The 13,796-nt window shown below is 45.6% G+C and carries 11 protein-coding genes; 3 read left to right on the top strand and 8 right to left on the bottom strand.

Features of this window, described 5'->3' with window-relative positions; genetic code table 11:
• The first annotated feature begins 35 nt into the window (after positions 1-35).
• On the top strand, positions 36-1,085 hold the full coding sequence (locus tag M3636_RS20215; protein WP_251383792.1) for an NAD(P)-dependent alcohol dehydrogenase: 1,050 nt from the start codon (positions 36-38) through the stop codon (positions 1,083-1,085).
• 261 nt (positions 1,086-1,346) lie between these two features.
• On the opposite strand, the gene M3636_RS20210 is transcribed toward M3636_RS20215, so the two are convergent.
• The 7 genes from M3636_RS20210 to M3636_RS20180 form a co-directional block, all read right to left on the bottom strand.
• Positions 1,347-3,941, bottom strand: coding sequence for a glycosyl hydrolase 53 family protein (locus M3636_RS20210; RefSeq protein WP_251383791.1), 2,595 nt, complete (start codon positions 3,939-3,941; stop codon positions 1,347-1,349).
• 211 nt (positions 3,942-4,152) lie between these two features.
• Positions 4,153-4,932, bottom strand: a complete 780-nt coding sequence (locus M3636_RS20205; RefSeq protein ID WP_251383790.1) for a Cof-type HAD-IIB family hydrolase — start codon at positions 4,930-4,932, stop codon at positions 4,153-4,155.
• Between the two features lie 4 nt (positions 4,933-4,936).
• Positions 4,937-5,986 carry an ABC transporter ATP-binding protein gene (locus M3636_RS20200; protein ID WP_251383789.1) on the bottom strand — a complete coding sequence of 350 codons (1,050 nt, stop codon included), beginning with the start codon at positions 5,984-5,986 and terminating at the stop codon, positions 4,937-4,939.
• Entirely contained in the window at positions 5,983-7,737 is a 1,755-nt protein-coding gene (locus M3636_RS20195; protein ID WP_251383788.1) for an ABC transporter permease, read from the bottom strand. Before M3636_RS20195 ends, M3636_RS20200 begins: the two co-directional genes overlap by 4 nt.
• Before the next feature lie 18 nt (positions 7,738-7,755).
• A complete protein-coding gene (locus tag M3636_RS20190) occupies positions 7,756-8,751 on the bottom strand; it encodes an ABC transporter substrate-binding protein (RefSeq protein ID WP_483311534.1) in 996 nt (331 codons plus the stop codon).
• Positions 8,752-8,919: 168 nt separating this feature from the next.
• On the bottom strand, positions 8,920-9,786 hold the full coding sequence (locus tag M3636_RS20185; protein ID WP_251383786.1) for a Cof-type HAD-IIB family hydrolase: 867 nt from the start codon (positions 9,784-9,786) through the stop codon (positions 8,920-8,922).
• A gap of 18 nt (positions 9,787-9,804) precedes the next feature.
• Positions 9,805-10,539: an MBL fold metallo-hydrolase gene (locus M3636_RS20180; RefSeq protein WP_251383785.1), complete on the bottom strand. Its 735-nt coding sequence runs from the start codon at positions 10,537-10,539 to the stop codon at positions 9,805-9,807.
• Positions 10,540-10,771: 232 nt separating this feature from the next.
• Between M3636_RS20180 and M3636_RS20175 the strand changes: the two genes are divergently transcribed.
• Positions 10,772-11,731 (top strand): sugar-binding transcriptional regulator, encoded by a 960-nt coding sequence (locus M3636_RS20175; RefSeq protein WP_251383784.1) that lies wholly within the window; start codon positions 10,772-10,774, stop codon positions 11,729-11,731.
• A 152-nt stretch (positions 11,732-11,883) separates the two neighbouring features.
• Here M3636_RS20175 and M3636_RS20170 read toward each other — a convergent pair whose 3' ends face one another.
• Positions 11,884-12,516, bottom strand: a complete 633-nt coding sequence (locus M3636_RS20170; RefSeq protein WP_251383783.1) for a LysE family transporter — start codon at positions 12,514-12,516, stop codon at positions 11,884-11,886.
• A 240-nt stretch (positions 12,517-12,756) separates the two neighbouring features.
• On the opposite strand from M3636_RS20170, the gene M3636_RS20165 reads away from it, so the two are divergent.
• Entirely contained in the window at positions 12,757-13,614 is an 858-nt protein-coding gene (locus M3636_RS20165; RefSeq protein ID WP_251383782.1) for a DUF421 domain-containing protein, read from the top strand.
• Positions 13,615-13,796: the final 182 nt, after the last annotated feature.

Genomic DNA, 13,796 nt, shown 5'->3' with positions numbered 1-13,796 from the left:
AATACATATTAGCTCTACAACTAGGAGGTTATCTAATGGTTACTGTCAAAGCACATGCTATTTTTAATCCGGAAGGTTCTTTCCAAGCAACGACTATTGAGCGTAGAGAACTTGAACCGAATGACGTTTTAGTAGAAATTAAATATTCCGGTATTTGCCATTCTGATATACATACAGCTCGGGGAGAATGGTGGGACGTACAGTATCCACTCGTTCCAGGACATGAAATTACAGGTATTGTCTCACAAGTAGGAGCAAAGGTTACAAAATATGCAATCGGTGATCGGGTAGGGGTAGGCTGTATGGTAGATTCGTGCAGAGAGTGTGCGAGTTGCCGTAATGATCAGGAACAGTACTGCCATAATGGCTATACACTGACATATGCTGCGAACGACAGGTATGGTCAATACACGCAGGGGGGATATTCAACACATATCGTTGTATCCGAAGATTTCGTCGTTCGTATCCCTGACAACCTTCCCCTGGACAAGGCTGCGCCACTCCTGTGCGCTGGTATCACGACGTACTCGCCATTGCGTCATTGGAACGCTGCACCAGGCAAAAAAGTAGCCATTGTAGGATTGGGCGGTCTTGGACACATGGCAGTGAAAATCGCACGTGCTATGGGCGCAGAAATTACTGTATTATCACAAACGTTGAACAAAAAGGAAGATGGTTTGCGTCTTGGCGCGGATCATTATTATGCAACAAGTAACCCGGAGACGTTCAAGGAATTGGCAAGTTCATTTGATCTCATCATTAACACGGTTAGCGCAAGCATCGATATCAACGCGTACTTGTCATTGCTCGCCCTGGATGGAACTCTCGTCAATGTCGGTGCCCCGGCAGAGCCGATGCCTGTGAACGCATTCTCGCTGATCGGTCTGCGCCGTTCATTTGCAGGATCTTCGATGGGAGGTATTCGGGAAACGCAAGAGATGCTTGATTTCTGTGCAGAGCATCAGATCGCCCCTGAGATCGAAGTCATTGCTGCCAATCAGATTGACGAGGCTTGGGAGCGTGTATTAGTTTCGGATGTCCGTTATCGTTTCGTCATCGACATTAGCACCATGCAAAGCAATTAAGTGTTAAACATCGTAATTCAGTTGAACGTATATAGTTATCGAAAAAGTTCGTCTAGAGGCCTGTACATTGCAGTGCCTCTTTTTCGTTTATCGAAACAGCCTAATTGTTTCATTAATCGCCTGCAATGTGTTGATTTCATTTACTTAGGCGAGAAACTCCGTTCAAGAGGGAAGTAAAAGGAATTATACATCGACGTAGATGAAAGGGGAACCCACAGTCGTTAACATAACGTTTGGGGCGCCCCTAATGAATGTGTACGATTATTGTTGCAGAAGAGCAGCAATTGCTTGCTCAGATTCAGCACGGCTTACGAAGGATTTCGGCATAAAGCTTTTGTCCGTAATACCGTCGAACAATCCGAGTGATACAGCTGCAGCTACATCTTTCTTGGCCCATTCACTAATCAGGTTAGCATCAGAGAAGGTAACGGATGAAGCAGCGGGTGCTTCCTTTCCGGTCTTGACTGAATAAGCTTTCACCAGAATGGCAGCCAGCTCTTGCCGGGTAACTCTTGCTTCGGGTGCGAAGTTGTTGGCACTATAACCTTTCACAAGACCGGCATGGTGTGCTGCGGCTACATCACCGGCATACCATTTTGTCGTGTCAATGTCCGTGAACGGGTTAACAGCGGATGAGGGTAGATCAAGGGCACGAACGAGCAGGGATGCAAATTCAGCACGGGTGATATCATCTTTGGTCCGTACAAAAGTAATATCCTCCAAGTAACCAAAATGCTCGTCGGAGATTGTGTTTACAACAAAGCCTACCTCAGCGATACCATCGTCGCCTACATAAACATGCTTCAGAGTTAACGAAGCTGGCTTCTCCCAGGCACTCCCTTTATATGTAAGCGGGATAGAATAGGTCTGTCCTTCGGCTACGGCGTACATGACAGATCCTAGGTCAGGTTCACCTTTATCACCGAATACTTTGGCCTCCATCGTATAGGTTCCCGGTGCAAGTCCGGAGATCTCATGGTTAAGCGTAAAATCAATCGGCTTCTCGTCGCCATAGTTAAATGTCGTAGAGTTAAGACCATCCCCAAATGACGTCGGTTTCTCTCCGCTCAAATACCACGAAGCTGTATTGCCGTTTACGGTAAGGTTATTCGTTTCAATCGCATCTGCTTTCTTCACAAGCTTGAAGTCATCGATATTACCCCATTGACCGCCGGAATACTTCAGGTTGGCTCCAATCGTTAAGGTACCATCCGTAACCTCAATCATTTTAATTGTGGGATTAGACCACTGCATCCAGCCCGTATTGGTAAAGCTCTGCTTCTGTTCACCAGCAAAAATCTCGGCAATCTCTTCCTCTCCACCGCCGGAAGCCCAGGCAGACAGTTCGTATGTCCCGTTCTCCAGCCCAGTAAGCTGCTGTGAAACCGTAAATTCCGTAGCTGGTGCACTCCAGTAATGCAGCGCCGATGAACCGGAATACATATCGGTTCCTGTGCTAACAGCGTCATTATTGTTATCCGTCACGTTCCAACCGCTTAACCCATTTTCGAAGCCAGGGTTCTTAATCGGATTGGAGCTTGGGATTACGACAACCTCGGCGGTGTCGGTGAATTGTCCTTCATAGGTACTGACGGTAATTGTTGCTTTTCCTTCAGCAAGCCCGGAAACAGTACCTTTATAGCGGTCTACTTTTACAACGTCCGGGTTAGAGCTGGTATAGGTTACCCCTTGATAGGTAGCATTATGAGGAGCAACAGCAGCCCGTAAACGATCTGTATCGCCTACTTCAACCGTAGTTGTATGCTTTTCTAGCTCTACGCCGGTTACCTTCTGGCGATTCACTTCTGTAGCATTATCCAGGAAGGCATCCATGGCGAGGGAAGGGGTACCATCCGAATTCCAGGCCGAAAGGGGATAACCGAAGAAGACACCTTCTGGAGCCCAGTAGAACATACCGGTTCCCAGATTATTCGGCACGTCCTTTAGCTTCTTCTGTGTGGCTACCAGCATGTTGTAGACGTTATCTTCGTTTTTGCTGACATTACCGCCGATTTCGACAATCATCACTTCCTTGCCGAATTTCTTAGCGAGCGTATTCATGTTATCAGATAGTTCATTAATAGAGGTGGTATAGATCGAATCCGGATAATAGGACAGACCGATAATATCGTAATCGCTCTCCTTAAGGCCAGCTTCGACTAAACCATCGTAATAACCAATCACACCTTCATCTGCTCCGTTAGCGCGGTGGATAATGACTTTGATGTCGGGAAAAACCTTTTTTGCCGCGTGCGAGCCTGACTGAAGCAGCTCTACCAGGTTAGTCGTGTTGCTATAAGCGCCAATGGGATGCAGCATACCATTGTTAATTTCATTACCAATCTGAATCCATTCCGGTGTTACGCCGGCTTCCTTCAGACCTTCCATAACCTCGGTCGTATAATCGGAGACATGGGTTTTTAACTGCTCCAGATCCGAACCTTCCCATGCTTTTGGCGTATGCTGTTTGCCGGGATCAGCCCAGGAATCACTGTAATGCAGGTCAATCATGACTCTGAATCCAAAATCATTTACACGCGAAGCCAGCTCGATGACCTCTTCCGTGCTGCTGTGACCATCAGAAGGGTGATCCGAAGGATTAACGAAGGCGCGCAAGCGGATCGAATCCACGCCGTGATCCTTAATAATTTGGAGAAGATCTTCCTGTTTTCCTTTGTCATCATAAAACTTCTGCCCTTGAGCCTCCAATTGCGGTAGCCAGCTTACATCTGCACCTTTGGCAAAGGCTGGAGCTGATTCAGAAGTTGTGGCATTCGCCTTGGCCGGTGCGTTGAAGAGGGTAAAAGATAATAGTAGTGCAAGTGTAGCAGACATGATTCGTTTGCTTGTGTTCAAGTTGTGACCTCCTTAATTTTTGTTATCATTATCCAGTTTATTGAAATGGAATACGCTTTCAAATTGTGCTATGCAACGAAAAGCTATACTTTTGCAATTGTATGTATTGATTATTTCGAGTGAGCTGAATGACTTTCGGAGAATATCAGATAAGTACACCAAAAAAGAGTCTAAGATTAGACTCTTTCTGTGTATGTTAACTACTATTGTCTTATATAAGACCTGTCCATTGCAGGCCATGCCATATGCCTTCTTGCTCTGCGCTTAACGTTACGTGAGAAGCTAATTGCTTTAACGCCTCGGGAGCATTACCCATCGCAATACCACACCCAACGTACTGGAACATCTCGATATCGTTATAGTTATCGCCGAATGCATATATATCCTCTGGTTGGAATCCCAACCTAGCAACCAGTTGTATAATACCCTCAGCTTTGGAGCCACCAGCAGGTAGTACATCCATCGAGAGGGGGTGCCAGCGTACAAAGTTTAACATCTCGAATTGTTCACGATATGAAGCTTCCTCTTCAACTGTACAAAACAACATCGTCTGATAGATTGCTCGATCTTCACAGAAAGATGCATGATGGCTTGGATGGGTTACGCCGAGCGATTTCAGACACAAGTCTACATGTGGATGATAGGTCTGACTACAGCTCATCTGCGCATGATCTAGGAAAACCAAAGCATGCTCCTGTATAGCCGCAAAAGCAGATAGTTTATGAATAGCTTCTGGATTAATTGGATTGCTATGGATTAAGGTTCCTTGGTGGGCGACATATTGGCCGTTAAAACTCACATATGAATCTAGCTGCAGTTCTTGCCGCACCTGTTCCAGCATAAAGGGCGAGCGTCCCGAGGCTAGGGCAACCGTATGCCCGGCGTTTTTCAAAGCCATCACAGCTTGCTTCGCTGAAGGTGGAATCCGATTGTGACGATCCAGTAATGTACCATCAACGTCAAAGAGAATGAGTTTCGCCGTGGAATTCATTGGATCACGCTCCTTTGTTCTCGGTGAAAGACAAGCTCAGGCTGACTTCTTCGTTCAACGAGAAGGCAAGAGGGGATATGACCTCCCAACGACCAGCATTGCCTTGAATGTCGTAATGGAACTCTTTCCCTTGAAATTGTACATTCACAATTTTGCCGTCCATCCCAGGCTGATGATGTGGCTGAAGCCGAAACTGATCCGGTCTGACAGGATAGAGACCATTCAGCTTGAAATAATCAGCGACATCAGCTCCTGACCAAGATACATTCTCACTGCCCTTCGGCATAAACCGATTAGCTTCCCAGTGACCTGTTACCAAGTTGGATTTGGATACAAATTTGGCTACGAACTCGGTCTGTGGTCTTAAATAAATGTCCTGCGGTGTGCCAGCCTGCTCGATGCGCCCATCTTTCATGACAATAATCCGGTCAGCCATGGCGAGAGCCTCGCCTTGATCATGCGTAACATATACGATAGCAGAGCGTGTGTTGCGATGGACTTGTTGAATTTCACGGCGCATGTCCATGCGTAGCATGGCATCCAGACTACTGAGCGGTTCGTCCATTAACAGCAGTGACGGTTCAGGTGCAATAGCTCGGGCGATTGCGACCCGTTGCTTCTGTCCGCCCGATAGTTCATGCGGCATACGATTCGCCAGATGAGACAAGTCGGACATGTTCAGGACTTCCTGAATGCGAGCCTGTTCATTGTTTTTGATATGTGCGGGAGTGGACTTATGTGTTCGGATCGGGAACCGGACATGTTCAGCTACGTTCATGTGAGGCCAGAGTGCAAACGATTGGAAGACCATGCCGATCCTGCGCTTCTCTGGGGGGAGCAGTGTACCTGCACCCGCTACAAGCTTTCCATCAATGGATACCTCACCGCTCGTGGGCTGCTCGAATCCAGCAAGGATGCGCAGCAATGTCGTTTTTCCGCAACCTGATGGTCCAAGGATCGCTACGAATTCTCCATCCTCAATGGTTAAATCTATAGTGTGCAGCGCTTGAAAACTGCCGAAGGATTTGTTCACCTGTTTAATCTGGATACTCATGATTTCACTCCCTTACGTGAGGCCCAATACTGAACAAGCAACAAAATGGCGCCACCAACTGCCATAAGTGCAACGATCAGACTGGACAAAGCGGTAGAATACAGGGTGTCCCCTGCCTGTTCAAAACTGAATATAGTGACGCCTATAGTTTGAGATCCTGAAGAATACAGCAGGGCGGATACGGTAAGTTCAGTCAGTGCGGTCAAAAAAACTAACATGCCCCCGGTAAGCATACTCGGTAACAACAATGGCAGGAGAACGGTACGCCATTTGCGCCAAAAGCCAGCGCCAGAAATTCGCGCAGCTTCTTCCATGGACGAATCGAGCTGCATGAATGATGTAATGCTTGAGCGAATTTGCAAAATCAGGAAGCGGCAAATATATGCAATAAACAAGATCGACATCGAACCATAGATACCTGGATTCCAACCGGGAATTGGCTCCATCCACACTAAGATGATAGAAAGGGCAAAGACGATGCCTGGCAACGTATAGGGAACCGCGGTCGCAAGCTCAGCCATTTTGTTAAATGAATTTGGACGACGAACTCTGACATAAGCGAATCCTGAGCCAATCACGAGACAGACCAGCATTGTAACTATGGAGAGCACTAAGCTATTTTGGATCGATTGCCATACACGCTCGTTCTCGAATAGGATGTACCGATAATTATCCAGCGTCATGTTCGCACGTGTTAATCCTAATCCATAAGCCCTCTTCAGAGACATGGTAATCATCGAAGAGAGTGGAACGACAGTAATGGAGAGCAGTCCAGCCCAGATGATCCATGTCAGTGGTTTGCGTGTACGTCCTAAGGCGTATCTTGGTGTAAGATCAGGTTGCATCGTATCCGAAGCGTGGCTTTTCCGCAAAAGAACCCATTGCAGCAAACTACCGATGACAGCGGCTGTGCCCAGCAGAACAGAAAGTGATGCACCGCGGGCAAAGGCGGACGGTCCAAACCCGATAATTTCCTCATAGATCAGTGTGCTCAGCACCGAAATATTAACAGGCGTGCCGAGAAACGCGGGAATACCGAAATTATCGAGTGAAGCTAGAAAGACTAGCAAGCCGCCGGCAGTTAAACCAGGAAGGGCGAGCGGAAGTGTAATTTTACGAAAAACTTCGAGCCTACTTGCTCCACCTGCTCTGGCAGCCCACTCTAAGTCGCGTGGAATCTTGCGCAGAACATCCAGTGTGAACATGTACACCAGTGGAAAATGATGAATACCCATTACAAAGATGATGCCGCCTAAGCTGTACATGCTCCAAGGGGCAAGGCTCGGATGAATCCATTGCAGCAAGCCGGCAAGCCAGCTTTGAGATCCGGTAAACGAAGACCAAGATAGGGTCAAGACATACGAAGGCAAAATGAAACAAAGCATGATGCCCATATGCAGGGCAGATTTATTGCGGATGTCGGTATAAGCCACAACCCAAGCCAGTGCAATACCTAGCACAAGAGAGAATAAGGTTGATCCGGCTACGATATAAAAGGTATTGCGTAAGGTCGACCAGAAGCGCTCTTGCTGTAACATTTCGCTATAATGCGCCAACGTCAAGCCATGTTCACCCTGAAAACTAAGCAAAATCAATTTCAGAATGGGATAGACAAAAAAGATAAGTACAGCAGCGCCACCAAGTATAGCGCCCAAGCGACTCCAGCTAAGATAGCTGAACAGCGTGGAAAAGGGCTTGCGCCCTTTTCGTTCTGCTTGCCATGCTAGAGAGTCCGTCTTCCATTTTTCCATATCAAACAGCTCCAATCATTACTCTCCGAATACTTGAATGAATTGTTGCTTGTCCGCTTCACGATCCGCGGCAAGTTTGGATGGGTCTCCAGACAGGATATTCATTTCGGAGACACTTTTGAGTCCCTCAGGCGGGGCGATGCCTTCCCGAATTGGGGAATATCCGATCTCGGCTGACAGTTGTTGCCCTTCATCAGACAAGATGTAATCAACGAATGCTTGTGCAGCAGGTACGTTGGCGGCATCTTTCATAATGCCAATAGGCTCAGTGATGATTGGCACGCCTTCTGTTGGATAGGTCAGTTCAACGGGTGAACCTTTGGCTTTTTCACGTGCAACAAGGTAGTCTACAACGACACCGTATGACTTTTCACCACTAGCTACAGCTTTCATAACAGCACCGTTTCCTTTGATGACGGAGATGCCATTATCTTTGATTTGCTTCAGGAAATCCCAGCCAAATCCATCTGTGCGACTGAACACGCCAATGTTATATGCTGCGGCTCCAGAGTAGAGTGGGCTCGGCATGATGGATGCATCTTTGCTTTCCGCAGCCGTCAATGCACTCCATGATGTTGGAGCGGAAGTTACTTTTTGCGTGTTGGTCGCTAGTACAGTAGCCATGACCTTCGTACCTGAATACATGCCATCTGGGTCAACAAGATCGCTAGGGATCTTGCTTAGCTCAGGAGACTTGTACGAGAGAAGGAGATCTTCTTGCTTCAAATTTTCGAAGGTTACCGCATCGGCAAGCAGCAATACGTCAGCTTGTGTTTTGCCAGCTTGGCGCTCGGCTTGAATTTTGGCGGTAACTTCTTCCGTACCAGAACGGAAGACGCTCACATCTACATCTGGATACTTTTTGTTAAAAGCGGAGATCAGCTTCGTGGCATCCTCTTCAGGCTGTGAGGTATAGAAGGACAACTTACCAGATACGGAGTTTGAATCAGCGTTAGCATCGTTAGTTCCAGAAGCACCTTGTCCTTGTGGGGAGCAACCGCTGAATACGATCATGCCTGCGAGTACGGGTAGAAGTAACGACTTTTTGAATGGAATCAAGAAAATTCTCTCCTTTAATAGCCAGTGGTGGCTTATGTTTTAGTGGTTACTTGTATTAGAAGAACTAATCTATATGGATAAATGCTTTGCGCACGCTCCAAGAAAGCAGAATTTTGCAACAGGCTATAACAGATAATTACGGATTGCCATGGCGACGCCATCTTGTTCATTCGAGCCTGTAATCACGTCAGCGATGGCTTGAATATGAGGTTCGGCGTTGCCCATCGCGATACCGAGCCCTGCCCATTGCAGCATATCCAGATCGTTGTCATAATCTCCGGCAACGGCGACTTCTTCACGTTTGATTCCTGAATAACGGCACACTCGCTCGAGCGCATCGCGTTTGCTGATACCGGCTGCATTCACATCGAATCGCAAGCGGCCTGTTTTGGTACATTGGAACATGGCCGAAGACTCAAGCTTGTCATATATCCGTTCGCGGGCAGCAAGGTCGGTGCAAATGACGGCAGCTTTGTAGATCAAGCTCGGCGTGTTGGTTACAAATGATCGGAAGTCTGATCCGACTTCGACCAACTGAATCAGCTCAGTTTGTTCTTTATAATGCTCCTCCGTCAGTGGTAGCTCAGGTCGCACGACTACATTATTTAAGGACCAATTTCGATTCGTATCGTTGATTTGCTGGACGTATAGGACGTTATAGCCATAAAAGTGAACATAGGCACCTTCTTCTTCAATCACATCCAGCATGTATAACAGGGAAGCTGTATCGAGCGGGAATCCTTCAATCATTTGTCCTGTCTTTGCATCGACGGTGACTGCACCATTAAGTGCGACCAGGGTGAAATTCAATGGAATTTCTCTTGCGTGCAGCCATACAGAGGCTGGAAATCGTCCGGATGCAATAGTGACGGCAACCTCTTCCGCCATCAGCTGCTGAATGGAGCTACGCGTTTCTGGTGTAATGATTTTGTCTGGATTCAACATCGTTCCGTCCAGATCAAGAGCAAGCAATTTATGCAATACAACCATTCCTTCCTATTCAGTGGATCATATGGTATACATACGCAGTGGTTCGGGAATGTCTACCGGTCCATGGAAGGTACGACTCGCTTCATCACGCATGGACTCTAGATTGCCATCGCCAGGCAGATGCACCAGCACGAGCTGCTTCACATTGGCTTGTCCAGCAATCATACCTGCCTGCATCGCGTTCATATGTCCTTTACCTGTGGTATGCACGCTTCCCTCGCAGATCGTTGCTTCGCACAGGAAGATGTCTGCATCACGGGCGAGCTCGATTAAGGCATCACAGTATGAGGTATCACCGGAATACACCAGCACCTTACCCTTGTAAGTGATCTTGATCGCATAACAAGTGATGGTATGCTCAACATGCACAAATTCGATATCCGCTCCTGCCAGACAAACTTTGGTGGAAGGATCAATTGCGATCACTTCGGTATGTTCGCTGTATAAGTTGTGCAACATGTCGACGGGATCACTTGGAGCGTAGAGCTTCAGTTTTTCCTTCATACGGCCGTTGCGAATGGCACCTGCTGCGGCATATTGAAGTACACCTAGGTCGGCCATATGATCATAGTGTAGGTGAGACAGAATCACGCCGGATATCGCTTCTACCTTGGTTTCAATAGGGAGTTTGCTCATCACGCCGCTGCCACAATCCAATAAAATTTGTCCTTCGTCTGTGGTTACCAGATATCCTGCTGTTGCCCCACCTGCCGCAGGGTAGCCGCCCCAGTATCCAAGAATCTTTACATTCATTTTTGCACCTCAGTCTGTCTTGATCTGCAGTCATTTACAAATGTTCTATGCTGTTACAATTGTTCTGAACAGTTCTCATTGTAAGGACACTTTATTACTTGGATGTCAAAGGAATGTCAAACTTGTGTAAAGCCGAACTGGAAATATGTACCTTGCTTGACACTGGTGGAACGCCATTTTATATTGGGACATGTGTACGCACGGAACTATAAAGTAAAAGGCGGACTTGTATGTGAATATAGACGAGCGCAAAAATCTGGTCAGAGTATGTAAGATGTATTATTACGAATCGTGGACACAAGAGAAGATCGCGGAGAAGCTAGGGGTATCGAGACCAGTAATCTCCAAAATGCTGCAACGTGCCAAGGACGAAGGCATTATTGAAATTGTTATTCATGATGATGATCGCGAGATTACGAATTTGGAGAAAGAACTTGAAAATACATTTGAATTGAAACAGGTTCTGGTCGTTCCGACCAAGGATCTGAACAAGGAATTGGTTTCGAGTGCGGTTGGCAGAGCGGCTGCCCAATTCGTGCAACGGTTGATCAAAAACGGGGATCGGGTCGGCGTTTCCTGGGGTAACACCTTGTATCAGATGGTTAGGGAATTTCCGCTCGAAAAAAAAGAAAACGTCAAAATCATCCCACTTGTCGGAGGTACAGGCAATTCTCGCAATGAGATGCACTCTAATCAGATTGCGTATGAGTTATCTAAGAAAATGGGCGTTACGTGCGAAACGTTATATGCACCTGCTGTGGTAGAGACGGAAGAGTTACGCGAGCAGATCGTAGGCATGGCGAACATTGCGGAAGTTCTGCGGGAGGGTGAACGAATCGATCTTGCACTAGTAGGCATCGGCAATCCCTTTTCCATGTCTACGATGGAAAGATCGGGTTACCTTAACGAGCAAGTGTTATCGGAACTTAAACTGTTGAACACGGTTGCAGATATTAACTCGGTATTTATAACGCGAGACGGATCAATTGCTGGACACCCCATTAACCGCAAAGTCATTGGACTTGGACTAGAACAATTGAAAAAGGCTCGAACGGTAGTGGGTATGGCTTTTGGTTTGCACAAAATCGAATGTATCCTCGCTTCCTTACATGGCAAGTACATCAATATGTTAATCACGGATGAGTCCACAGCCAGACGTATACTGGACGATTGTCGAAATAGTAGGAACTAACTGCAAGCTAGATAAGAAAATGATACAGATAAAAGCGATAATAGATCATAACTTTTTTCAAGATGATAGTAATTAACATCATTAATCGTTAAAACAACCTGAGTCCGATTATTTAGGATTCAGGTTGTTTAGTATAGATAACATCAATTTCTTCAAAATAATTCAATGAGTCCATTCACGAACTCATACACAAAATAAAGAGAGAACCCAAGCAACATAATGCCCGCGATGACTGAAACCCAGCGAATCATTTGGCGACTCATTACTTTTCTTGTTACTGACACAATGGACAGTAGCCCTAAATCGTGAATCAAAATCCCGCTCATCACCCCAAATGCTGCAATGGCAAAGCTCCCGGAGTGGGAAGAACTATAGGACTGAGTTAGAACGGCTCCGAATACGGAAACCCAAAATACCAGGTTACCCGGTGATACTGCAACAAGCAAACCATTTCGATATGTACTAAAAAATGATTTCTGTGTTTTCTCATCTGCTGGGGTGATATCTTTATCGGCATTTTTGATTGAATCGTAACCGAGATATGCGAGGAATCCTGCACCTACAATCCACAGCGGAGTTTGTACATACGGTAAGGCCAACACGGAAGCGAAGCCGAAGTAGAGAGCCAGTATAAGCAAAATATCCACCGTCATGCCACCAATTCCGACTGCCCATCCATGAATGAATCCATTTTTCAATCCTTGCTTGGTCATTTCTACTGTAATTGCTCCAACAGGCATCGCTATAGCAAGGCCGATTAGAAAATACTTAAGATAAATATCCATTGAACTTTCCTTTTCCCTTCATATGTATGATTCTATTTCATTGCTGTAAAGCAAAAACGTATTTTTTAATTTACAATATACGTCACGTAATATCAAGCTAATTGAGAGAGATTTTCATTTACCGAAACGTTTGAATTGAAAGGATATCATATCCTGTGCATACATCATGAATGTCGTGGTAATTATAACCTCTAACAAGCGTCGCCAACACAGTTAATCCACAGGAATGGAGCATTCAACGTGCCAGAATGGTTAGAGGTCACATTTCGAACGTTAGCTGCAGTAACAGTTCTGTTTTTCATTACGAAAATTCTAGGAAAGCGCCAAATTTCTGAATTGTCTTTGTTTGAGTATATTACGGGGATTACCTTAGGTAATTTGGTGGGGTATATTTCGTTAGATACAGATACAAAGTGGTATTTAGGTTTTCTTGCGGTATTTGTATGGGTTTCCGTGTCTGCAGGTGCGGAGTACTTAACGATGAAAAGTAAAAAGTTTCGGGATATTGTAGACGGGAAATCAACAATTCTTATTGAAAATGGAGCAGTGATCGAAAAAGCTCTAGCGAAAGAACGCTTGACGATTGATGAATTTCTGGAGCAGCTTCGTAAAAAAGATGTGTTTCGAGTTGCCGATGTTGAGTTTGCCGTAATGGAACAGAGTGGAGATATCAGCGTCATGTTAAAGAAAGAGTATCAACCCCTTACAGCCAACGCATTGGGCTATCATATATCTTCTGAAAAGGAACCCAGAACAATCATTATGGATGGGCATATCTTGCCAGATACTTTACAAGTAACAGGATATAATGAAGATTGGGTACAAAAAGAGCTACGCAAGCTTGGCTTGAATTTGGGACAAGTCTCGATTGGTCAGGTGGATAGCAAGGGAGAACTTACAATACAGACAGGTACAGATTCTTTGCCTAAACCGGCAAATTCCAATCCAAAGGATCAAATAACGGAGTTAGTTACAAGACTGCAGGATGATTTAATGATGAAAAAACAGCTTGCCACCAACGATAAGGATCGTCTCAAATATCAAGAAGCACTAGACCAATTTCAAACGGCAATGCATGCTTATCAAAAACAACAATAATCACACCTTACGTAGATGAAGTCGTTGATTGATCTTTCAATCAATGACTTTTTTTGTTGATAATCAGATGCAATTACAAATAACCGTTGACAACAAATGAGTTGTAACATATATTATTACAAATATAAGTTGTAACTTTTATTATTACAACAAATCACACTAAATTAAAACAAAAGGAATGA

The sequence above is a fragment of the Paenibacillus sp. MER 99-2 genome (genome assembly GCF_023714095.1).
Taxonomy (GTDB): Bacteria; Bacillota; Bacilli; order Paenibacillales; family Paenibacillaceae; genus Paenibacillus.
Note: the sequence above shows the minus strand (reverse complement) of the source record. Positions and strands in the feature narration are given on the sequence as shown.